Consider the following 21,300-nt stretch of genomic DNA (forward strand, 5'->3'; position numbering starts at 1 on the left):
GTTGCTTTTTTTATAAAGGGGGATATATCATGCTCAAAAAAGTATTAGATATATCGAGTATTGTTTTGTGGTTAATTTCTATTATATTAATTATGATTAACTTTGCCGATTTACCTGACAAAATACCGAGTCATTATAATTTTGCAGGAAATGCAGACGCATGGTCGACTAAGACTTTTATATTCTTTATGCCTGTATTAGGATTATTGATATGGCTTATACTTCATTATTTAGTCAGTAATCCAAAGATAGATAAATACATACATGTTCCATCACTTTATGGTCAACCAAATAAAGCCCAAATAGAAAATGCTAAATTATTAATTTACTTTATCAAATTCGAAATGATGGCATTATTTACATTTCTCGTCATTAAAGACTTATATACAGCGCTTGGTATGCCTTTTAAGTTGGGTGTATGGGAAACGATCATTATTTTAAGTGTGATAGGCGTGACGATTATCATATTTATGGCTCGAAATTATATGTTAGATAAAAATGAAAATACGAAATGAGTGAAAATATATGTCAGAATGTACTTGGCCAAATAGTGATTTAATGAAAAAATATCACGAAAATGAATGGTGTAGAATTAATGAAAATGATGATTACATCTTTGAGATGCTATCATTAGAAGGTGCACAAGCTGGTCTTTCTTGGGAAACGGTCATTCAAAAGCGAGAAGCATATCAAGTAGCTTTTAAACAATTTAAAATTGATCAATGTGCAGTGTTAACAGATGAAGCATTAGAACACATTAAAATTGAATATAATGTTATTAAACATATAGGTAAGATAAAGTCCGTAAAAAGTAATGCTTTATTAGTTCAAGAAATACAACAAACATATGGCAGTTTTGCAGATTTTCTTTGGTCATATGTAGATGGTGAGCCAATTATAAATGAATGGCATGACATGTCAGAAGTGCCGGCAGAAACAGATCTTTCTATTAAATTAAGCAAAGACTTAAAGAAATTAGGTTTTAAATTTGTTGGTCCTAAAATCATGTATTCTTTCTTACAAAGTATCGGTATAATAGATGACCATCTCATCACTTGTCCATATCATAGTTATAATAGAAATAAAAAGGGCTGAGACAATGTTTAAACCTTGTCCCAGCCTCTTTATGTTATTTCAAAATTATGCATCTTTGTCATTATTAAGATTTGTTTGAATAAATGTTTCAACTGAATCACGTAATTCGTTAAAATGATCAGTATCCATGTTTAAATCTTGGAATGTTTGATAGATATCTTCTAAGATTTGGCCTTGCGTTTCGATACCCAATTCAGTTAAAGAAACACGTAAATTTCGCTCATCATTAATCGCTCTTTCGCGATTAACGAATCCTTTTTCTTCAAGTTTCTTTAAAAGTGGTGTTAAAGTCCCAGAATCTAAGTATAGTCTGTCGCCTAAAGTTTTAATATTGATTACTTCGTTTTTATCTATAGCTACAAGAACGATATAACCTGTATAAGTTAGATTATATTTCTTCAATATTGGTGTATATTTTTTTATAAGCTCTTTTGACGCAACATATAACATGAATCCAAGTTGTTTGTTGATTGGTGGTATATCCATTTTATTATCCTCCTTACGTCAAAATTAAGCCTATTATGAAATGAAAACAAAGTCAAGTTATTTACGAAATGTTCATAAAATAGAAAAAATTATCGCACTCAATACAGTTTTATAAAATCTCAATTTTCGCATTTCTATAAAATTGAATTTTATAGAAATAAAAGTCCGATTGTAATGTTATTTTTGATACTCTATTATATATATAAAGATAAAGTGAGGTGTGTAGTATATGAATCAACAACGCTATCCTAAATCTATAGTTCAAGAAATTGTGATGAATGCTGGTTTAGTATTGTTAGAAGCGGGTTCGGAGGCTTTTCGAGTTGAAGATACAATGTATAGAATGGCTAAACGATTAGGGTATCCGAATAATCAATGTTATGTCAGTTCAACAATTATAAATTTCGCTTTAGATATTGACGACAATATTAGAGTATATAGAGTCAGTAAAAGAGATACGAATTTAGGTAATATTCATCGCGTGAATAATATTTCTAGAATGTTAGATAAAGGGCAAATATCAGCTGAAGAGGCATTGAAGCGTATTCGTACTATACATAAATCCCCATTACCATACTCGTTACCGTTTAAAATGATTGCTGCAGGTTTTATTTCAATTTTCTTCCTATATTTATTTAGTGGACATAAAGAAGATATCATCGCCACATTTATTGGAGGTGCAATAGGTTATTCTATAGTAGAAATTCTACATTCATGGACACGTGTTAAATTTATAGCAGAAATTATTGCCGCGAGTGTCATCGCATTAATCGCCATTTATAATCAAATGTTATTTGGAGGAGATGCGTTAAATATTGCGATTATATCTGCAGTTATGCCAATCGTGCCAGGTGTGCTCATAACAAATGCGATTCAAGATTTATTTTTGGGTCAATTATTAGTGGGTATATCTAAAGGATTAGAAGCAACCTTTACTTCTATTGCCATTGGTGTCGGTGTAGGTATCGTATTGTTAATATTCTCATAAGAGGTGAATTATGGTTATAACGATAATATTAAACATTGTATTTAGTTTTGGTACGGCTTTCCTATTTGCTTTATTATTTAATTCACCCAAGTATTTATTAACTCCTGCTGGTATAGTTGGTGCCATCGGGTGGGTTGCTTTTCAAACGGGTATGATGGTTAATGGTTCTGACGTACAATCTTCATTTATAGGCGGTTTGTTTATAGGTGTGGCAGGGCATATGATGAGTAGAAAATTCTTCTCGCCAGTTATTCTCTTTATTATTCCTGGTATCATACCACTTGTACCAGGTGGCACAGCCTATGAAGCGATTAAAAATTTAGTATTAAATGATTATCATGAAGCATTAATTACGATGATAAAAGTTGCACTTATCTCAAGTTCAATAGCACTTGGGTTACTCATAGCAGATTTATTATCGAAAGTTTACTATAAATATAAGAAACATCGACAATTAAATAAAGTTAAATAAAAAGGTTATCACGCATGTATTTGTTAATAATAAGCGTCATAACCTTTTATTTTTATTCGTAAATATATTTAAGTACTTCTAATGCTTGATCCACTGTCTCAACAGTTACATTAGCTTTGTTAGATAACTCTTTAAGCGGGTGAATTAAGTCAGTTGGTCGTATAAGTATTAACGGCTTGTTTAAAGCAATCGCCGTTGAAGCATCCATTGCTGTATTCCATTGTTTATATTTTTCACCAAATAAAGCAATGACAACATCAGCTTTGTTCATTAACACTTGTGTACGAAAATTATTAATATCAGAAGCAGCATGATCTTTATAATAATTATTAGGTTGCTCACCTAAAATAGATTCGCCAATATTATCAGAACGATCATGGTTGGTTTGTGGACCAACAAACGTTAACGGTAAATTATGCTGTTCAGCCTTCTGAGTGATTTCTTCTCTCCAATTATCATGAATTTGTCCTGCTAAATAAATCGTTAAATTTGTCATACGAATATTCACTCCTTTTTTATTAGTTTAACATATTTAAAACAATGGCTTTCTTTGATATGATTAGAAAAATATAAATAAAAAAGTATGGAAGAAGGCTCTCAATATGCATACAATCGAAATAACAGCTATTCAAGAAAATGAAATAGAAGCATTATCAACAATATGTAGAACGACTTTTAAAGACACATTTGTAGACGACATGCCACAAGAAGATATGAATCAATATTTTGAAGAAGCATATAATCATGAAATACTTTTAAGCGAACTGCAAAATAAAGAATCATGGTACTTCTTTGCCAAAATCAATCAAGAAATAGCAGGATACATGAAACTCAACATTGGATTAGCACAAACAGAACCAATGGGAGATGACTATCTAGAAGTACAACGTTTATACATGTATAAACAATTTCAGTCAAAAGGAATCGGCAGTGAACTCATGAAAAAAGCCTTTGAAATTGCTAAAGAACAACACAAATCAAAACTATGGCTAGGCGTATGGGAACATAATCATCAAGCGCTCAACTTCTATACTAAACATGGCTATAAAATAGTAGGATCTCATCAATTCGTAGCTGGTAATGACATATCAACCGACTATATCGTTGAGACAGAAATATAGAGATAAATATAATATAAGGAGGCAGAATATGCTTATATTTTTATTTATTTTGGAAATTATACATTATCTGCGCAAAGTTTTTGAAACAACAAAGAAGAACAGAGAATTATTACATAGTTAAACATATATTACTTTCATCTGGGGAAAAACTTAGTCACGTAGATTTAATAGGCGTTCTATTGTTAACTTATTTAAGTTGTAGATAGACCATATTAAGATACTAATGCTATATTTGATGATGAATAAACAATAATCAAAAGTGTGATATTAGAGTTAAATATAATTCTATAGAAGGTGCAGATATTGATAAAATTCAACAAAATAACCAGTATCGAAAGTAACTCAATTATTAGGGATTTATTTCAAAATATATTGAACATAGAAAATATAAAAGATGTTGAAAAGTATTACAGTATAATTGAAAATGAACTGTATTCTGTTAGTAATAATGAATGTATAGTAGGAATAGTGGGATTAATCAGTACTGAACAAGAAGTTGTGATTAAACATATCGCTATTCAAAGTCACATTCAGAATAAAGGGCTAGGAACTGAGATTATAAATAAAATACATCAATTATTCCCTAAACAGAAGTTAGTAGCTGAAACGGATAATGACGCAGTAGGTTTTTATATTAAACTAGGATTTAAAATTATTTCTTTAGGGGAGAAATATCCAGGAATTATTAGATATAAGTGTATCAAAGAGTTCTGAAAGATATAAAAATAAGGTGATTAATGTATATTTTAAACATGACATGATATGTATTAGATGGTATAATGTAATAAATAGAAAGAATTGTTATATTTCAACATTATATCTCATCTTTATATGGAGTAGTGCTTGAACTTATTATTGGTGTTGGCTAAAAGTCGCCTATTATTTTTTATAATTCTCTAACCAATGAGAAAAGTAAGCTATTGCACATTCATATATAATGGGTGCAACGATGTGGACAAAAGTAATTACTGTAAAACCCCCTCACTATTGCCGTAGTGAGGGGGTTTTATAAGTACAATGTTTCATTTACTGTTCGCTTGCACTTGATTTAGATTTTTGGTTATCATTAATTTAGAAGATGATTGTGGGAATACACATACTAATTATTTTAAAATCAAGGAGTGTTTGAATATGCTTGAGAATAAAGAGAGTTTTAGATTACTTTATCAAGCTATAAGCGAACTATCAGTTAGAATTGGTGATAATTAATTAGAGACAAACTCTGTAAGTTTATTATTATTGGATTTTGATTTTGAACATGAGGTGTTTGATAAACTTATGTTAGCTATTATGAAGTATTTGGGTAATGTAAGTTTAGATGATATAAATCATAGAGAACTTTTGGAATTGATAGATCAGACTATTCCAGAGGATAGACAATTAAATGAATTTGTGAAGAACAAAATCATTATAGGTTTTGCTAATAATTATTTTCCTGAATTACAGACTGTAGCAAATGACATAAAGAATGAAATGGGTATGTCTATTGCTAAAAGCAAATAAATTTTTTGAACATCAATGTCAATTTTACACATGACATGAAATGCAATAGGTGGTATAATGTTACTAACAAAAGCAATTGTTGTGACTCAACACCAAACCCCCTCACTACTGCCATAGTGAGGGGGTTTTATTAATGGTGTCGGCTAAACGTCGCCTTTTATTTTTTCTTACTATTCTCTAACCAATGAGAATAGTAAGCTATTGCACATCCACATATAATGTTTCTAACGCTTGGAGAGTGGTATATGGTTAAAAACAATTTTAATCTATATTGCTAACAAATTGAGTGTCTTCTATAGAAAAGGGTGAATTTATGATTATCTGGTTAAATGGGGCATTTGGTTCTGGAAAAACAACTGCGGCTTTCGAATTGAATAAGAGATTATCTAAATCTTTTGTTTATGATCCTGAAAATTTAGGTTCCTTTATACGTCATAATATACCTAAGAATTTACATAAAGATAATTTTCAAGACCATTATCAATGGAGATACTTTAACTATGATTTATTAAAGTATATAGCAGAGTCATATGACGGTATAATCATTGTACCTATGACTATTATTAATATTGAGTACTACCAAGAAATTATTGAACGCTTAAAAAAAGATGGGATTCGGTTAGATCATTATATACTGTATGCAAATAAGAAAACTTTAAATAGACGTTTGAATAAAAGATTGGAATTGAGAGAAACGTTTGCTCGTGTTCAAATGGACGACTGTATTGAGTTTTTTGATAATATTGTTACAGAATATAAAATATATACAGATCAATTAAATGTTGACCAAGTTGTTAATGAAGTCGCTCAAAAGAGTCAATTAAAGCTATTAAAAAATAGAAATTGGATAAAGAGAAAACTCGATAGAATTTTAACGACATTTAAGCATATTAGATGATTAAATGTTATATTTTAAGACGAAACCCCCTCACTAGTGCGATAGTGAGGGGGTTTTTGATTTATCTAATAAAGCTTTGAATAGCATCTATTAAACTGTAGACGCCTAAAAATGATACGACAAGTACGACGAATATTCCGATGATGTTCAGGACGATGCCGTTTGCAAATTTACCCATCATATTCTTCTTATTTAAGATTACAAAGATTAATATTGCGATGAGTGGTAAAATGATGCCATTTAATGCTTGTGCGATTAGTAAGACTTCTAATGGTTCGAACCCGAGTGAAGAGGTAATGATACCAATGAAAATGACGATTGCGAACACGAGTCTATACTTTTTACTTTTTACGCCACCTTCCCAACGGAGACAACTACTGATTGTTGCTGCGGCACCCATTGGAGAGGCAATTGCTGAAGATAGACCAGCTGAGAATAAGCCAACACTCATGAAAATAGGTGCAAAGTCTCCTAATATAGGTTTAAGTGGTTCGGATAATTCGACTAAACTTGTGACTTCTTTCCCGTGGATGAGTGTACCCGCTGTAATCAGTATGGCAGCAGATATCAGTCCACCTAATCCTATCGCAACAATTGTATCGATTCTTACAATTCTTAAATCTTTTATACCATTAAATCGTTCATGTATTGAACTGGCATGGATAAAGAAATTATAAGGTACAACCGTTGTACCAATTAGTGCGATGATGGTTAATAATGAGCCGTTAGGTATACTTGGTATGAATGCACCTTTTAAGACAGCACCGAAATCTGGTTGAATGACGATTACTGTTGTTATAAAAATGACACCCATAATGAGCACGAGTACGGTCATAACTTTTTCTATTAAATCATAACTACCGCTTAACCCGATTAACAAAATAACTATACCAATGACAGGTGCAATATAATTTTCAGGAATTCCTAGTAAATAGGCAGCACCTAATGATGTCCCTAATAAATCCCCCGATATGTATGCTGCACAACCAACTGCGACAGCAATCATACTGAACCAAACTGTGATGAGTTTAAGTAATTGGTGATTAAAAATATCCCGTATAGCTTCTCCTAAACCTTCATTTGTAACAAGCGCCAATCGAGCAACCATTTCTTGAAGTGCAATCGTTGCGATGATTGAGAAGACTACTGCCCAGAGTAAGCTGTATCCAAATCCAGCACCACCTTGAGTCATGGTTGTAACGGTACCAGGACCAACAAATGATGCAGTAATAATCATTCCAGGACCAAAAATACTAAACTTACTTCTTTCTCTCTTTTCAGTCATATCTTGTCATCCCTTCGTTTGTAAGGCATTAAACTTTGTTTAAAAACTTAATATGGCCGGCTAATACGTAAAGTACAGCAGTTGATACAAAGTGAGCAGAGTTTTGGTTAGCATCTTGCATTGGATAAACTTCAACAAAGTCCATACCAATAAGACCTAACTTTCCAAATTCGTAAATCATTGTTAAAAGTTCATAACTTGTTAAACCATTACCATCAACAGGTCCGCCTGGATTAAAAGCAAAATCGAGTACATCACTACAGATCGTTAAGTAAACAACATCAACATCTTTACTTGCCTGTGCATAAATATCACGCGCAAACTGACGTAAATCAGTTGTTTCTTTAATTTCATTAATCGTGATGGTAACCGCACCATTTTCTTTGGCGAATTGTCCCGTTTCAGGCTGGTTACGAGGTCCATGAATACCAGTATGAATTAAGCTTTCGTTTCGAATGCCTTCTGTTTCATATAACCTCATGAATGGTGTATTACGCGCAAATTGTTCATTTTCATAGTGAGGCATATTATCATAGTGCGCATCTAAATGAATAATGCCTACTTTTTTCCCGGTGTTCGTTAATCCTTTTAAAATCGGATATGTGATACCGTGATCGCCTCCTAAACCGACTAAAAATTTATTGGATTTCCATAAATCTTCAGCAAATACTTCAATGTTCTGAACCGTTTGATCAACATCATGTGGTACGGTTGAAACATCACCTACATCCCCGATGGATAAATGCTTATGTACATCTATGTGATCTAATTCAGGTAAATATCCGCTATATCTAGCAGAAGATAATCTAATTTGTTTCGGTCCTAATTCACACCCTGTATAATCTCCCCAAGTGCAAGGTCCTTCGAAAGGGACGCCATATACGAGAACGTCTGTGGAATAATCTTTTTCTTTTGTTAAGTTTTTACCACCTAAAAAGCAAGGTGTATTGCCATAAATTCGTTCTGTCATTGTAAAAGTTCTCCTTTCAATTATTTATTCACATTATATAAAAGTAATCATTTGTTTTCAAATTTTTCTGAATATTAATTTTATAAAATGAACATATTAATTAAAATTAGTATGATTAATTTTGTAGCGTTGACAATTTTAATGGAACCGATTACAATCATATCAGGTTAATATATTTTTTGAACCTTTTTGGTACCGGTACCAAAAAGAATGGGATAAATAAGGAGTGAAATCAATGAATTATAAAAAGGAAGCTCAGAATATTACTGAAGCAATAGGTGGCAAAGATAATATTGAAGCTATTGCGCATTGTGCCACACGTTTAAGGCTTGTATTAAAAGACGAGTCTCAAGTAAATGAAGACCAATTAAATGATATGGATATTGTTAAGGGGACTTTTTCAACGGGTGGGCAATACCAAATTATTATAGGTTCTGGAACGGTTAATAAAGTCTTTGCGGAAATGGAATCTTTAACTGGATTAGAGGCATCTACGACATCAGAAGTAAAAGAAAAGTCGACTAAGAAATTAAATCCGATTCAGCAATTTGTAAAAATGTTATCAGATATATTTGTTCCAATTATTCCTGCAATTGTAGCAGGTGGTTTATTAATGGGGCTTAACAATATTTTAACTGCTAAAGATTTATTTTATGAAAAAGCGTCATTTATTGATGTTCATAATCAGTTTGCAAGTTTAGCCAATATGATTAATGTTTTCGCGAATGCACCATTTGTGTTTCTACCAGTTCTAATAGGGTTTAGTGCAGCGAAGCGGTTTGGAGGAAACGCATTTCTCGGTGCAGCACTTGGTATGATACTTGTACACCCTAGTTTAATGAATGGTTATGATTATCCTAAAGCTTTAGTAAAAGGCGACGAAATCCCAGCCTGGGAAATATTTGGACTTTCTATCAAAATGGTTGGTTATCAAGGACAAGTGTTACCTATATTAGTCGCATCTTACATACTTGCTAAGTTAGAAATTGGATTTAGAAAAGTCATTCCTTCTACTTTAGATAATTTATTAACACCTTTACTGTCATTATTCTTTACAGCATTTGTTACATTTTTAGTCGTTGGACCAGTTACACGAACTGCAGGGACATTCTTATCTGACGGTTTAACTTGGTTATATGAAACGGGTGGCGCAATCGGTGGCTTATTATTTGGATTACTATATGCACCGATTGTTATTACTGGTATGCATCATAGCTTTATCGCTATAGAAACAACATTGATTGCAGATAAAGCAAATACAGGCGGATCATTTATATTCCCAATTGCAGCAATGTCTAACGTTGCACAAGGTGCAGCAACACTTGCAGCATTTTTTATTGTGAAGAATCTTAAAATGAAGGGTACAGCTTCAGCAGCAGGTATTTCTGCATTATTAGGTATTACAGAGCCAGCTATGTTTGGTATAAACTTAAAATTACGTTATCCATTTATCGGTGCAATAATAGGATCAGGTGCCGGTTCTTGTTATGTAGCTGCAACAAAAGTAAAAGCCATTGCACTCGGTACAGCAGGATTACCAGGATTTATCTCTATAGCTCCAGGTAGTTGGTTTAACTATATTATCGGTATGGCGATCGCAATTGTTGTCGCATTTGTTGTCACAATTTTATTATCTAGAAGAAAAGCATATAGAGATGTGCAATCATAATATTTGTTATGACCTCTCATTATTTCGTACAATAGAAGTAGTTATTAAATGGAGGTATTGAACATGAAATTAAATGAAATTGATGAAAGTGAATTATATCCTACGGAAAAAGTTGGTCCAAGTGTATTAGGAACAATCATTTATAAAGTAGGCGAACAAAGCCAATTTAAAGGGGCATATATTACAACAAACGAACGTGTCATTATGAGCGTTGATATGAACGGTGAACCTTATAAAAGAGTATTTAGTTATCAAGACATCAAAGCCGTTACAATAGAAGATAAAGGTGTATTATTTATTGAATTCCCACAAGGAAAAGTTGCAATGATTGATATTGAAGAAGGCGACAAAGAAGCATTCAAAGATTACGTTAACAATCTCGTTCAACAATAAATAACATCGTTAAAAACCTTTCAATGAAGACCATAACAGGTCTAAATTGAAAGGTTTTTTATATACAAATGATGAAATTGATTAACCGTTATTCATGCTAATTATATTGATTTCGTTAAATATTTTATCTAGCTTTTCAAAGTCTATATCACCATCTGCTAATTCAGACCAATGTATAATTGCCGCTAAATTAGATCCATAAATAAACGGAAGTAAAGATTGAGGTAGGTGGGTAGGAGTCGTAACTTTATCAATATTATTTTTGAAATCTTCACTAAATACTTCAATGAAGTGTTTAATAAGTTCATCCATAAATGCAGTATCACTATTATCTTTTTGCTTTTCAAATACGTCACTTAGCTCACTGATAAATGCCTTCTCCATCGATTGAAAAGGATGGTGCAGACGATCGTATAAATCTAATTCAAAGAAATCTTTCGTATATTCGCTTAATGCATATTGTAAAAGATCAAACTTATCCATAAAATGCTTGTAAAATGTTGTTCTATGTATAAGAGATGCATGACAAATTTCATTTACAGTAATATCTGAGAAATTCTTCTCTTTAAGTATTGAGACTAATGTTTCTGTGAGAGCTTTTTTAGTTTTAATCACACGTAAATCCGTTTGTTTAGTCAAAATAAATTCCACTCCTTTAATATACAGTGTATGCATAAAATTCATGAAATGCAAATAGGGAGGTCGTGAGGAATAGTTGTTACGAGTTTTGTAAGTTAGCGTGCTGTTATTAGCAAGTTTGGTGAGAAATGAAAATACTGAGTGCGTTATTAGCAGTTTTGGCTAGAAGTGCAAATAAAGAGACCAGTAATTACAATTCTCAGTAGTTTTGTAACTAACAACTCCGTTACGAACAAGTTTGGCAGAAAGTGTTCACAAGGCCATCGTTACGAACAAGTTTGGTCGAAAGTGTTCACAAGGCCCTCGTTACGAACAAGTTTGGCCAGAAGTGTTCACAACAGTTTCTATAACTTATACTTATATAATAGAATAGACTAGGTCGTTATGACCTAGTCTCTGCTTTATTATTTCGTTAACATATCTTTAAAGTATTTAGATTGTTTTTCGATTGAAATTGGATCTGAATACATAAATTCATTTCTTGGATAGTAGTACACGTGATCGTCTTTAACTGCTGGTGTGTTTTTCCAAATGCTACCTTTAGTTAATGAAGAGTTTGGTGCTTTTCCATTTTCAGTTGGGATTAATAAATAATCACCAGTGTATTTATTAAAGTTCTCGAATGAAGTTGATAACCAACCTTCTTTAGGAATGTCTTTTTGTGCTGTTTCTGGATGTTTAAATCCAAATCCTTGATAAATAACTTCAGAACCTCTACCAAAGTTCTTACCGATTAATGTAAGTTCTTTAGGTCCAACTTCCATTATAGAAACTGTGCTGTCTTTGCCGATTTTATCTTTGACTTCTTTCCCATCTTTAGCCATGATATCTTCTATTTCTTTAATTTGTTCTTTAGCTTTATCTTCTTTACCTAATAATTTCCCGATTTCGATGTGTACTTCTTTAAAAGTTCGTTTACTGTGGTCGAATGGTACAGTAGGTGCTATTTTTTCATATTTTTTTATTTGTGGGTTAGCATTATAAGTAATGATTAAATCAGGTTTAAGCTTTGTAACAGCTTCAACATCTTCAGAACCAACACGTTTCCCGTCTTTATCGTCAACATATTTTGATTTAGGGAAATCAGCATCTGTTCCGACTGGATCAACACCAAGTTTTTGGAAGTTACCTTGGTTAGTTGTTAATACGACTACACGTTTTGGATTGTTAGGAATTTCAACTGTTTTACCTTCATCTGTTTTATATTTGTGAGTTTTGTTTTTAGATGAGTCATCATCTTTGTTGCCACAAGCTGCTAATACAAGTAACAATGTAGCGAGGAATACAAGTAATTTTTTGGTCATTTTTCTCTCTCCTAATTGATAATTACTTTCAATTATAACATGTTATTTCTTTAAATAGTATCAATTTTTATATTTTAAATTTGTGTATTAATTGTAAATAACGCATAATATCTTTAACGATGGAGGTGATGTATCATGCATGAAATTAGAATAGAATGTCCCAAAATATTCGACTATGAAAAATGCTTAGATTATTTAAAAAGAGATGAGAATGAAGTGTTATTTGAAGTTGAAGATCATAAAATTTATCGTGCAATTAATTTAGATGGTGAGAGACTGTTGATATGTATTTATTATCATAGTCATTACTTAATTGTTGAGGTTTTAAATGATGTTTCTGTAAATCCAGCACTTACCGAAAAAATAATTGCATATATAGAAGAATGGTTCGATTTCTCAGCAGATTTATCATCGTTTTACCAATATGGTAGGAAAAATGAAATATTAAAGCCATTAATCCGTAAATTATATGGTTTAAGATTGATTAGACTTCCAAATTTATTTGAAGCTATTTCCTGGGGCATAATTGGTCAACAAATTAATTTAACATTTGCATACCAACTTAAAAAGAGACTTGTTCAAACTTATGGCGAGAAAATCACGTATAATCATAAAGCGTATTATATCCATCCTACAGTTGAAGTGATTGCGAATGTTTCAGTACAAGAGTTGATGGATTTGAAATTCTCAAGAAGAAAAGCAGAATATTTAATAGATATTGCCAAAAGAATGCATTCTCAAATGTTATCTAAAGACATGTTGATGGATATTAAGGATACGAATGAAATTGAGCGTTCACTGATTAAAATTAGAGGGATTGGTCCATGGACTGCACATTATGTTATGATGCGTGCATTAGGTGTTCAGGATGCTTTTCCAATCGGAGATGTTGGTTTACAAAACGCATTGAAAGACATCTTGAATTTAGATAAGAAACCATCTAAAGAACAAATGTTAAGTTTAAATGAAGGTTGGCATGAGTGGAGTTCTTATGCAACATTTTATATATGGCGAGCACCATATATTCAAAATTAAAGAGTTGGATTGAAATCTCTACGATAAATAGGGTATTTCATCCAACTCTTATTTTTTAGTCTAAAGTTTGTTCTTCACCATTAAAGATAAGTTTTGGTTCAATTGTTGCTTTTAAAGAATGTGCAACCGTACAATATTTATCGACACTCAGTTTTATGGAACGCTTTAATTTTTTTAAATCCACTTCACCTTCAACATCGAATGTTAATGTGACATGTTTCACTGATCGAGATGTTGTATCTTCTCTTTCATCATCTACAGTGATTTCCAATTTCGTAACTTGAGCTAAACGTTCTTTCATTAAATTGGTAACATCAATTCCAGTACACCCAGCTAAACCACTTAACATAAGTTCAACAGGAGATGGTCCATTGTCATCTCCACCTGATTCTGTTGGTGCATCAGAAATGATGTCGTGGCCAAATTTGGATTGTGCTTTAAAAGTTTTCTTACCTTGCCAAGTAGACTTAATCATTAAGCTCTCCTCCTCTTTTTTAAAATTGTATCAACTTCAAATAATATAGACTAGTAAATCGTCTTTCCCATAATTATTCATTAAAAAAAATTTGTTTTTATGTCTTTTTGTTCATATTCAGTTCATATTGCCTCGTTATGATATATATATATATACATTAAAGAGAGGAACGGATAGACATGAAACTAGCACTTAAAGAACTTACTTATTACAAATTTAAATATTTACTCGTAACATTAATTTTATTCTTATTAGCATTTTTAGTGTTATTTATATCAGCGTTAGCACAAGGATTAGCTAAAGAGAATGTATCGGGGATTGAACAATGGAATAAAAGTACGTACGTAATAGCCAGTGATGCTGACAATAACTTAAGTCAGTCTAATATTACGACGAAAACTGATGAAGCTGTTAATACAATAGCTAAAGGCGACACAGTCAAAACAGCAATGCAAAAAATTGATACTAAAAGTGGGAAAACGGATTTAATGTTTACACAAATGACAAATAACATTAAACCGAAACCAACAGAAGGACATTTACCTCAAAATAAAAACGAAGTGTTATTGAATGAGAAATTAAAATCAGAAGGTTTTAAAGTAGGGGACGAAATTAAATTATCAGAAGGCGATCAATCATTTAAAATCTCAGGATTTGCTGATAATATCATGTTCTCACATACATCTATGGCTTATGTAAATAAAAATGGCATGGATACATTGAAAGGTCATCATATTTCAGTCATTGCATATGACAACTTGAATGATCATCAAAAAAATGAAATCAACGATGTAGACAATGTTAAAGTCATTTCACAAGATGACATGTTAAATGCCATTCCAAGTTATAACGCTGAACAACAACCATTGAACTTGATGATTGTATTCTTATTCGTTATTTCAGCTATTGTTATCACGGCATTCTTCTATGTTATGACAATTCAAAAAACAAGCCAATTTGGTATTTTAAAAGCAATCGGCACAAAAAACAAATCACTTATCGCATCATTAATGTTCCAAATTCTGATAATCACATTAGTGGGCGTGGTCTTATCCATTGCCGTTATATTTATCATCAACAGTGTGATGCCAGTTTCAATGCCATTCTATATTGACGCAAACTTAATGATGTTAATGGTTGCCGTATTCATCGTCGTTTCATTAATCGGCGCTGTATTATCACTTATTAAAGTGACAAAAATTGAACCACTAGAAGCTATAGGAGGAGAATAATTATGGGATTAGTTGTTGAACATGTTACAAAATCATTCGGAGAAAAAGAAGCAAAAACACAAGTATTAAACGACATTACGTTTACAGCAGAAAAAGGACAGCTTGTTATTTTGAATGGAGCTTCCGGTTCAGGGAAATCAACATTACTTTCTATTATTGGTGGATTACTTGGCAAAAGCTCAGGAGAAATAACATTAGACGATTTAGATTATGTAGACTTATCTGATAAAAAATTAACAGATATGAGATTGAATCAAATTGGATTTATCTTTCAATCATCACACTTAATACCATATTTAAATGTTACAGATCAACTTGTTTATGTTGGAGAAATGGCTGGCATGCGTAAGAAAGATGCTAAAGAAAGAGCTGAAAAATTATTAAAACAAATTGGTTTATCTCATAGACTCAAATCATATCCAAATGAATTGTCAGGCGGGGAAAAACAACGTGTTGCAATTATGAGAGCTTGGATGAATCATCCAAAAATGATTTTGGCAGATGAACCTACTGCAAGTTTAGATTCAAAACGTGCAATAGAAGTAGCAAAAATGATTAAAAATAGTGTAAAAGAAAATAATTCGATTGGTATTATGATTACACATGATGAAAGAATATTTGAATTTGCAGATAAAGTGATTAAATTAAGTGACGGAAGAATTGCGGAACAAGTATCATAATTAAAAAAAGCGGCTGGAGATTGTTAATCATCTCACAGCCGCTTTTTGTATGTTTATTTTTTAATAAATCCTTTTAGATTTAATTTTTCTAAAATATCTGGTCTTGTTTTTTGGCTCATCATATTCTTAATTTGTTCTGACCAAGATTCTGAACGTTTACCTTGTGTGCGCTTTTCATAATATTCTTGGATATCTTTGTCATATTGTTTAATTTGAGTAAGTTGTTGCTCTTTGTCGGCATTATATTGATTTTCGTGGAAGACATGTTCAAATGGTAAACGTTGCTTAGGTGAACCTTGATCGTCATCACTCGGAACACCGACAGCCATACCAAATAGTGGGAAGACATGCTCAGGTAAGTTTAATATCTCACTCACTCGACCAACATCGTTACGTAATGATCCTAAATAAACAATGCCTAGCCCCATATCTTCAGCTGTTAATGCAACATTCTGTGCAGCAAGTGCAACATCTATCGTACCAACGAGCAAGCCTTCAGCTGACTCAAAACTAGGTTGCATATTGCCTTGTGTTTCTTGGTTAATTAAACTATGACGGTAATAATCTATCACATACACAAATAAATAACCGTTATCGACAACATGTTGTTGCCCTGAAACTTCTTTTAATGCTTGTTTAATTTCTGGGTCTGTAATACCAATAATAGAATAAGCTTGAACGTAACTTGAAGTTGAAGCCATTTGTCCTGCTTTTACTAATTTTTCTACAGTTTCTTTAGAAAGAGGTTCATCTTTAAACTGTCTAACAGATCGGTGCTGTTGTGTTAAGTCAAATACACTTTGATTCATTGTGTTCAGTGCTCCTTTATAATACTTATGATATATAAATGTTATCAAAAATATTAAAAATATTCATATAAGGTGCTTTAAATGGTATATAAGAGAGTAGCCGATAATCTTTAAGTTATGTTGTTTTAATATGTTTAAAACACGATACTCTGGCTTTTTAAGGTGACGGTTGTATCGTTCAACCGTGCAATCCATTGCGATGATTGTTTCAAAGTTATTGTCAAAATCGTTCATGATGTAACCCATTAGTATCAATTTTTTAGGTTTTAGGCACGAAAAAAGAGTGCACGCCAGTCTTTACCATGGCATGCACTCTTTTTTCGAAAAACTATCAAATTCTTTTAAGACAGATTTATATATAGAATTTAAATCAATTAATAGATAGCTCATCACATTATTCTCCAATATATAAATATAATAACTAGAGAGATTGTGAAACGTATAATTTGATGTGACAAAGAAAATTTTCCTTTTAAAAAATTACCATTTAAAACAGCCCCTAACTGTATTAATAGTAATCCAATTAGCAAAGAAATCATTTTATTAAGAGAAAAGTCACCCCACACAGAGTAAATCATAAGTAACGAACCAACTATAAATATAGATATATTTAAAATAGGTAAATTCTTTTTTATTGAAAGTATAGAAACAAGTATATTTAAAATACTGTATATTAGTATTATCAGTTTTAAAATCATTGTAAAATCTCCTTTATTTAAGTTACATAATATATACATAATTTACATATAATGTAACTGATGATTTTATATTATAACTATAGAGAATAAAAGTAAATATACATTATCGGTTTTTTTGGAAAAAATGAATTATCTGAATTTTAATCGTATATTCTTTGCACTGCTAAAACAATTGATTCATTAACAACATCCTGATTAATTCCAATGTATCTCAGTAATGCAGATTGAGAGGAATAATGAAATAAATCCATCAACAAAGCTACGTTTTTCTTTGTATAAAATTGGAAATTTGCAACGATTTTGTAAAGTGCTGACGCCTGAGGGAATAGTATGAGTGAGAGACTACAGGCTCGAGCCATACCCTAGGCAAGCATGCACGAACAAAATCGTAGATTATAAAAAATACCACCTTATTTATACTGAATAAATCAGTAAATAAGGTGGTATTTAATTTGAGTTAGGAATTATTTCCTAAACGCTTATTAACTAAAGCTTATTTAATTTTATTTAACGCTTGTTCTAAATCTTTAATAATGTCTTCGCTAGATTCTGTACCAACTGATAAGCGCACTAAGTCTTTCGTAACGCCTGATGCAAGTTGTTCTTCGTCTGTTAATTGTTGGTGTGTTGTACTTGCTGGATGTATGATAAGTGATTTAGAGTCACCAACGTTTGCTAATAAAGAGAATAAATTTAGTGCTTCAACAAATTCGGGAATAGCTTCTGAATCACCTTTAACACCAAATGTTAAGATAGCACCTTGGCCATTAGGTAAATATTTAGTTGCAAGTTCGTGATATTGATTAGATTTAAGACCAGGATAATTAACCCAGCTTACTTTTTCATGATTTTCTAGAAACTCTGCAACTTTTTGAGCATTTTCAGAATGACGTTCTGTTCTTAAATGTAAAGTTTCAAGTCCGATTAGGAATTGTTGTGCATTAAATGGAGAAAGTGCCGGTCCAATGTCTCTCAATAATTGTACACGTGCTTTCGTAATGTATGCAGCTGCACCAACGTCATTGACATAAGATACACCATGATAACTTGGATCAGGTTCAACTAATCCAGGGAATTTGCCATTATCCCAGTTAAATTGACCACTATCTACAATCACACCACCAATTGATGTACCGTGACCACCGATAAATTTAGTCGCAGAATGGACAACGATGTCAGCGCCAAATTTAATTGGTTGTAGTAGGTGAGGTGTAGCGAATGTATTATCGACGATTAATGGAATGCCATTATCGTGAGCAACTTTAGCAACAGCTTCAATATCTAATACATCGATACGTGGGTTACCAATTGTTTCAGCGAAAATAAGTTTCGTGTTTTGATTGATTGCTGCTTCAAAATTTGCTGGATCATCTGGGTCTACAAAGTGTACTTTAATGCCGAATTTCTTTAAAGTCACAGCAAATAAATTATATGTACCACCATATAGATTGGTAGATGCGACTATTTCAGAGCCACTTTCTGCAATATTTAATATACTCAATGTTATGGCTGCTTGACCGCTACCAACACTTAATGCTGCTAGTCCGCCTTCTAATAAAGCGATACGTTTCTCGAATACATCATTCGTTGGGTTCATGATTCGAGAGTATATGTTACCTTCTTCAGCTAATGCGAATAAGTTCTTCGCATGTTCAGTAGATTTAAATGTATATGAAGTTGTTTGATGAATAGGTACTGCTGTAGAACCTGTTACAGGATCGGGTACTTGACCACCGTGAATTGCTAATGTCTCTTTATTCCAATTTTCTTGTGTCATTCATAAATACCTCCTTAAGTTATATATGCCATTATAGTCAGATAATTTAAAAAATTCAATTAAATCCGAGTTGAAAGATAAGAAAAATTCATTAAGGCCGTTAAAATGCGTATTTGAATTAAAACCGACTTTACTTATAAGAATAGTTGTGATAAATTCAACATATTATTACGTTCGGGAGTGGATGACTTGCTTAAAGTTGAAGGATTGTACCACAAATTTGGTACACAAGAAATTTTGAATAATATAAATTTTGAACAAGAAAAAGGTACCGTCACAACAATTATTGGACCAAGTGGATCGGGGAAGACGACACTACTAAGAAGTTTAAATATGCTTGAAACACCATATAAAGGATTAATCGAACTCGGGAATTGTAAGTTCGATGTAGAAAATTATCAAAAGCAGGATGTTACACGCTTAAGAAGTCAATCTGCAATGGTTTTTCAACACTATAATTTGTTTAAAAACCGTACAATTTTAGAAAATATTACAGAAGGTTTGATATACGGACAAGGAATGAAGAAGAAAGAAGCTAAAGAGAAAGCTATGAAATATCTTAAAAAAGTATCTTTAGATGATAAAGCTAATGTTTATCCTGTTCAACTGTCAGGTGGACAACAGCAACGAGTTGGTACTGTGAGAGCGCTCAGTATAGAGCCTGAAGTGTTGCTATTAGATGAACCAACTTCAGCACTTGATCCTGAATCTGTACAAGGTGTGTTAAATATCATTCAAGAAATTGCAAGCGAAGGTAGAACGATGGTTATCGTAACGCATGAAATCCAATTTGCGAAAGAAGTATCTGATCAAGTTCTGTTTATGGATAAAGGTGAAATTATTGAAAGTGGGACACCGGAAGCCATTATTGATAATCCAGCGTCTGAACGTACGAGAAGATTCTTAAGTCGTTTAACACCAGTCGGATTGTAGGAGGTAAAGAATGAAATATATTAAATTATTGATTTTGATGATGCTCATCATTTCTTTATCTGGTTGCGGCACAATCACGAAAGAAAATAACGGCAAAAAAGTTGTCAAAGTGGCTTTATCTGCAGAAGTCAATCCGCCTTATTTATATACAGATAGTGATAATAAACCAGTCGGATACGATATGGATTATATGAAAGAACTTGAAAAGAAATTACCACAATATGATTTCCAATATGAATTTGGAGAAGAAGAATCTAACGTTGTTGGTATTGGTGTTGGTAAATTTGATATGGGCATTAATTGGTTCTTCAAAACCCCTGAGCGAGAACAGAAATTCTTGTATCAGAAGGAGCCTTATGTTTATTCTTTAACAACACTTATTGTACATAATGATACAAATGATATTGAAACTTTAGATGATTTACAACATAAAAGTCTAACGCCTATGTCACCGAGTGGCGGCTTATATTCAATCTTAACAGGTTACAACAAGACACATAAAAATCAAATCGACATTGATGAAATTCATAAAGTATCAAATGGTGAGAATTTTAAAATGATTGAATCTAAAAGAAGAGATGCCATGTTCTTAAACTTAACAACTTACCAAGCAATTCAAAAAGAACTCAATGCTGACGTAAAAGTTGGTGGCGTTGTTTCAAAAGAATCTGTTCATATTTTATATAACAATAAAAATACGCAATTACAAAAAGATATAGACAAAGCGACTAAAGAATTAAAAGAAGACGGTACGCTAGAGGAATTATCTAAAAAATGGTTTGGATTTAATATATTTGATGATAAAGAGTCATTAAATGATATTAAAGACCGCTTATAA

25 protein-coding genes and 1 pseudogene are annotated in these 21,300 nt (G+C 32.1%); 15 read left to right on the forward strand and 11 right to left on the reverse strand.

Annotated elements, in window-relative coordinates:
• Positions 1-29: 29 nt before the first annotated feature.
• Positions 30-515 carry a DUF1648 domain-containing protein gene (locus tag LQ694_RS11405; RefSeq protein WP_058611548.1) on the forward strand — a complete coding sequence of 162 codons (486 nt, stop codon included), beginning with the start codon at positions 30-32 and terminating at the stop codon, positions 513-515.
• Positions 516-525: 10 nt separating this feature from the next.
• Complete coding sequence (locus LQ694_RS11410; RefSeq protein ID WP_239772063.1) at positions 526-1,095, forward strand: DNA-3-methyladenine glycosylase I; 570 nt, start codon at positions 526-528, stop codon at positions 1,093-1,095.
• Positions 1,096-1,140: 45 nt separating this feature from the next.
• On the opposite strand, the gene LQ694_RS11415 is transcribed toward LQ694_RS11410, so the two are convergent.
• Positions 1,141-1,581 (reverse strand): MarR family winged helix-turn-helix transcriptional regulator, encoded by a 441-nt coding sequence (locus LQ694_RS11415; protein WP_049319662.1) that lies wholly within the window; start codon positions 1,579-1,581, stop codon positions 1,141-1,143.
• A 229-nt stretch (positions 1,582-1,810) separates the two neighbouring features.
• Between LQ694_RS11415 and LQ694_RS11420 the strand changes: the two genes are divergently transcribed.
• Positions 1,811-2,569: a threonine/serine exporter family protein gene (locus tag LQ694_RS11420; protein ID WP_048541818.1), complete on the forward strand. Its 759-nt coding sequence runs from the start codon at positions 1,811-1,813 to the stop codon at positions 2,567-2,569.
• Between the two features lie 10 nt (positions 2,570-2,579).
• On the forward strand, positions 2,580-3,041 hold the full coding sequence (locus LQ694_RS11425; RefSeq protein WP_049319664.1) for a threonine/serine exporter family protein: 462 nt from the start codon (positions 2,580-2,582) through the stop codon (positions 3,039-3,041).
• A 52-nt stretch (positions 3,042-3,093) separates the two neighbouring features.
• On the opposite strand, the gene LQ694_RS11430 is transcribed toward LQ694_RS11425, so the two are convergent.
• Positions 3,094-3,537, reverse strand: a complete 444-nt coding sequence (locus LQ694_RS11430) for a YtoQ family protein (protein ID WP_049319665.1) — start codon at positions 3,535-3,537, stop codon at positions 3,094-3,096.
• 106 nt (positions 3,538-3,643) lie between these two features.
• Between LQ694_RS11430 and LQ694_RS11435 the strand changes: the two genes are divergently transcribed.
• Positions 3,644-4,162, forward strand: coding sequence for a GNAT family N-acetyltransferase (locus LQ694_RS11435; protein ID WP_058611545.1), 519 nt, complete (start codon positions 3,644-3,646; stop codon positions 4,160-4,162).
• A 303-nt stretch (positions 4,163-4,465) separates the two neighbouring features.
• On the forward strand, positions 4,466-4,876 hold the full coding sequence (locus LQ694_RS11440) for a GNAT family N-acetyltransferase (protein WP_218696907.1): 411 nt from the start codon (positions 4,466-4,468) through the stop codon (positions 4,874-4,876).
• Positions 4,877-5,041: 165 nt separating this feature from the next.
• Here LQ694_RS11440 and LQ694_RS11445 read toward each other — a convergent pair whose 3' ends face one another.
• Complete coding sequence (locus LQ694_RS11445) at positions 5,042-5,128, reverse strand: type I toxin-antitoxin system Fst family toxin (RefSeq protein ID WP_107603069.1); 87 nt, start codon at positions 5,126-5,128, stop codon at positions 5,042-5,044.
• A 165-nt stretch (positions 5,129-5,293) separates the two neighbouring features.
• On the opposite strand from LQ694_RS11445, the pseudogene LQ694_RS11450 reads away from it, so the two are divergent.
• A pseudogene (locus tag LQ694_RS11450) lies at positions 5,294-5,665 on the forward strand (hypothetical protein).
• A gap of 157 nt (positions 5,666-5,822) precedes the next feature.
• Here LQ694_RS11450 and LQ694_RS15645 read toward each other — a convergent pair.
• A complete protein-coding gene (locus LQ694_RS15645; protein ID WP_142263509.1) occupies positions 5,823-5,924 on the reverse strand; it encodes a type I toxin-antitoxin system Fst family toxin in 102 nt (33 codons plus the stop codon).
• A 54-nt stretch (positions 5,925-5,978) separates the two neighbouring features.
• Here LQ694_RS15645 and LQ694_RS11455 point away from each other — a divergent pair, with 54 nt between their 5' ends.
• On the forward strand, positions 5,979-6,563 hold the full coding sequence (locus LQ694_RS11455; protein ID WP_196968035.1) for an adenylyl-sulfate kinase: 585 nt from the start codon (positions 5,979-5,981) through the stop codon (positions 6,561-6,563).
• A 61-nt stretch (positions 6,564-6,624) separates the two neighbouring features.
• Here the strand turns inward: LQ694_RS11455 and LQ694_RS11460 are convergent, their stop codons facing one another.
• Together LQ694_RS11460 and LQ694_RS11465 are read right to left on the reverse strand one after the other, a co-directional pair.
• Positions 6,625-7,848, reverse strand: a complete 1,224-nt coding sequence (locus LQ694_RS11460; protein WP_049319668.1) for an Nramp family divalent metal transporter — start codon at positions 7,846-7,848, stop codon at positions 6,625-6,627.
• Positions 7,849-7,876: 28 nt separating this feature from the next.
• Positions 7,877-8,818, reverse strand: coding sequence for an agmatinase family protein (locus tag LQ694_RS11465; RefSeq protein ID WP_048541833.1), 942 nt, complete (start codon positions 8,816-8,818; stop codon positions 7,877-7,879).
• A gap of 235 nt (positions 8,819-9,053) precedes the next feature.
• On the opposite strand from LQ694_RS11465, the gene LQ694_RS11470 reads away from it, so the two are divergent.
• A complete protein-coding gene (locus tag LQ694_RS11470) occupies positions 9,054-10,487 on the forward strand; it encodes a sucrose-specific PTS transporter subunit IIBC (RefSeq protein WP_218696906.1) in 1,434 nt (477 codons plus the stop codon).
• Positions 10,488-10,550: 63 nt separating this feature from the next.
• A complete protein-coding gene (locus tag LQ694_RS11475; protein WP_096791088.1) occupies positions 10,551-10,880 on the forward strand; it encodes a hypothetical protein in 330 nt (109 codons plus the stop codon).
• 81 nt (positions 10,881-10,961) lie between these two features.
• On the opposite strand, the gene LQ694_RS11480 is transcribed toward LQ694_RS11475, so the two are convergent.
• Positions 10,962-11,519, reverse strand: a complete 558-nt coding sequence (locus LQ694_RS11480; RefSeq protein WP_048541839.1) for a TetR/AcrR family transcriptional regulator — start codon at positions 11,517-11,519, stop codon at positions 10,962-10,964.
• Positions 11,520-11,923: 404 nt separating this feature from the next.
• Complete coding sequence (locus LQ694_RS11485) at positions 11,924-12,823, reverse strand: ABC transporter substrate-binding protein (protein WP_065380967.1); 900 nt, start codon at positions 12,821-12,823, stop codon at positions 11,924-11,926.
• 135 nt (positions 12,824-12,958) lie between these two features.
• Here LQ694_RS11485 and LQ694_RS11490 point away from each other — a divergent pair, with 135 nt between their 5' ends.
• Positions 12,959-13,858 carry a DNA-3-methyladenine glycosylase family protein gene (locus LQ694_RS11490; protein WP_058591665.1) on the forward strand — a complete coding sequence of 300 codons (900 nt, stop codon included), beginning with the start codon at positions 12,959-12,961 and terminating at the stop codon, positions 13,856-13,858.
• Positions 13,859-13,913: 55 nt separating this feature from the next.
• Here the strand turns inward: LQ694_RS11490 and LQ694_RS11495 are convergent, their stop codons facing one another.
• Positions 13,914-14,333, reverse strand: a complete 420-nt coding sequence (locus tag LQ694_RS11495; RefSeq protein ID WP_048541845.1) for an OsmC family protein — start codon at positions 14,331-14,333, stop codon at positions 13,914-13,916.
• 179 nt (positions 14,334-14,512) lie between these two features.
• Between LQ694_RS11495 and LQ694_RS11500 the strand changes: the two genes are divergently transcribed.
• Positions 14,513-15,565, forward strand: a complete 1,053-nt coding sequence (locus LQ694_RS11500; protein WP_196968037.1) for an ABC transporter permease — start codon at positions 14,513-14,515, stop codon at positions 15,563-15,565.
• Between the two features lie 2 nt (positions 15,566-15,567).
• Positions 15,568-16,245 (forward strand): ABC transporter ATP-binding protein, encoded by a 678-nt coding sequence (locus tag LQ694_RS11505; protein WP_049319673.1) that lies wholly within the window; start codon positions 15,568-15,570, stop codon positions 16,243-16,245.
• Between the two features lie 53 nt (positions 16,246-16,298).
• On the opposite strand, the gene nfsA is transcribed toward LQ694_RS11505, so the two are convergent.
• Together nfsA and LQ694_RS11515 are read right to left on the reverse strand one after the other, a co-directional pair.
• Positions 16,299-17,054 (reverse strand): oxygen-insensitive NADPH nitroreductase, encoded by a 756-nt coding sequence (gene nfsA, locus LQ694_RS11510; RefSeq protein ID WP_049319674.1) that lies wholly within the window; start codon positions 17,052-17,054, stop codon positions 16,299-16,301.
• A gap of 1,191 nt (positions 17,055-18,245) precedes the next feature.
• On the reverse strand, positions 18,246-19,529 hold the full coding sequence (locus LQ694_RS11515) for a homocysteine synthase (protein WP_218696904.1): 1,284 nt from the start codon (positions 19,527-19,529) through the stop codon (positions 18,246-18,248).
• A gap of 189 nt (positions 19,530-19,718) precedes the next feature.
• Here LQ694_RS11515 and LQ694_RS11520 point away from each other — a divergent pair, with 189 nt between their 5' ends.
• Positions 19,719-20,462, forward strand: coding sequence for an amino acid ABC transporter ATP-binding protein (locus tag LQ694_RS11520; protein ID WP_218696903.1), 744 nt, complete (start codon positions 19,719-19,721; stop codon positions 20,460-20,462).
• A gap of 10 nt (positions 20,463-20,472) precedes the next feature.
• A complete protein-coding gene (locus LQ694_RS11525; protein ID WP_049319677.1) occupies positions 20,473-21,300 on the forward strand; it encodes a transporter substrate-binding domain-containing protein in 828 nt (275 codons plus the stop codon).

The sequence above is a fragment of the Mammaliicoccus sp. P-M58 genome, from assembly GCF_022386165.1.
Classification (GTDB): domain Bacteria; phylum Bacillota; class Bacilli; order Staphylococcales; family Staphylococcaceae; genus Mammaliicoccus; species Mammaliicoccus sciuri.

What these genes read in the sequence shown, in the direction of transcription:
- LQ694_RS11405 (WP_058611548.1), top strand. Translation starts at nt 30, where the DNA reads ATGCTCAAAAAAGTATTAGATATATCGAGTATTGTTTTGTGGTTAATT.
- LQ694_RS11410 (WP_239772063.1), top strand. Translation starts at nt 526, where the DNA reads ATGTCAGAATGTACTTGGCCAAATAGTGATTTAATGAAAAAATATCAC.
- LQ694_RS11415 (WP_049319662.1), bottom strand. Translation starts at nt 1,581, where the DNA reads ATGGATATACCACCAATCAACAAACAACTTGGATTCATGTTATATGTT.
- LQ694_RS11420 (WP_048541818.1), top strand. Translation starts at nt 1,811, where the DNA reads ATGAATCAACAACGCTATCCTAAATCTATAGTTCAAGAAATTGTGATG.
- LQ694_RS11425 (WP_049319664.1), top strand. Translation starts at nt 2,580, where the DNA reads ATGGTTATAACGATAATATTAAACATTGTATTTAGTTTTGGTACGGCT.
- LQ694_RS11430 (WP_049319665.1), bottom strand. Translation starts at nt 3,537, where the DNA reads ATGACAAATTTAACGATTTATTTAGCAGGACAAATTCATGATAATTGG.
- LQ694_RS11435 (WP_058611545.1), top strand. Translation starts at nt 3,644, where the DNA reads ATGCATACAATCGAAATAACAGCTATTCAAGAAAATGAAATAGAAGCA.
- LQ694_RS11455 (WP_196968035.1), top strand. Translation starts at nt 5,979, where the DNA reads ATGATTATCTGGTTAAATGGGGCATTTGGTTCTGGAAAAACAACTGCG.
- LQ694_RS11460 (WP_049319668.1), bottom strand. Translation starts at nt 7,848, where the DNA reads ATGACTGAAAAGAGAGAAAGAAGTAAGTTTAGTATTTTTGGTCCTGGA.
- LQ694_RS11465 (WP_048541833.1), bottom strand. Translation starts at nt 8,818, where the DNA reads ATGACAGAACGAATTTATGGCAATACACCTTGCTTTTTAGGTGGTAAA.
- LQ694_RS11470 (WP_218696906.1), top strand. Translation starts at nt 9,054, where the DNA reads ATGAATTATAAAAAGGAAGCTCAGAATATTACTGAAGCAATAGGTGGC.
- LQ694_RS11475 (WP_096791088.1), top strand. Translation starts at nt 10,551, where the DNA reads ATGAAATTAAATGAAATTGATGAAAGTGAATTATATCCTACGGAAAAA.
- LQ694_RS11485 (WP_065380967.1), bottom strand. Translation starts at nt 12,823, where the DNA reads ATGACCAAAAAATTACTTGTATTCCTCGCTACATTGTTACTTGTATTA.
- LQ694_RS11490 (WP_058591665.1), top strand. Translation starts at nt 12,959, where the DNA reads ATGCATGAAATTAGAATAGAATGTCCCAAAATATTCGACTATGAAAAA.
- LQ694_RS11495 (WP_048541845.1), bottom strand. Translation starts at nt 14,333, where the DNA reads ATGATTAAGTCTACTTGGCAAGGTAAGAAAACTTTTAAAGCACAATCC.
- LQ694_RS11500 (WP_196968037.1), top strand. Translation starts at nt 14,513, where the DNA reads ATGAAACTAGCACTTAAAGAACTTACTTATTACAAATTTAAATATTTA.
- LQ694_RS11505 (WP_049319673.1), top strand. Translation starts at nt 15,568, where the DNA reads ATGGGATTAGTTGTTGAACATGTTACAAAATCATTCGGAGAAAAAGAA.
- nfsA (WP_049319674.1), bottom strand. Translation starts at nt 17,054, where the DNA reads ATGAATCAAAGTGTATTTGACTTAACACAACAGCACCGATCTGTTAGA.
- LQ694_RS11515 (WP_218696904.1), bottom strand. Translation starts at nt 19,529, where the DNA reads ATGACACAAGAAAATTGGAATAAAGAGACATTAGCAATTCACGGTGGT.
- LQ694_RS11525 (WP_049319677.1), top strand. Translation starts at nt 20,473, where the DNA reads ATGAAATATATTAAATTATTGATTTTGATGATGCTCATCATTTCTTTA.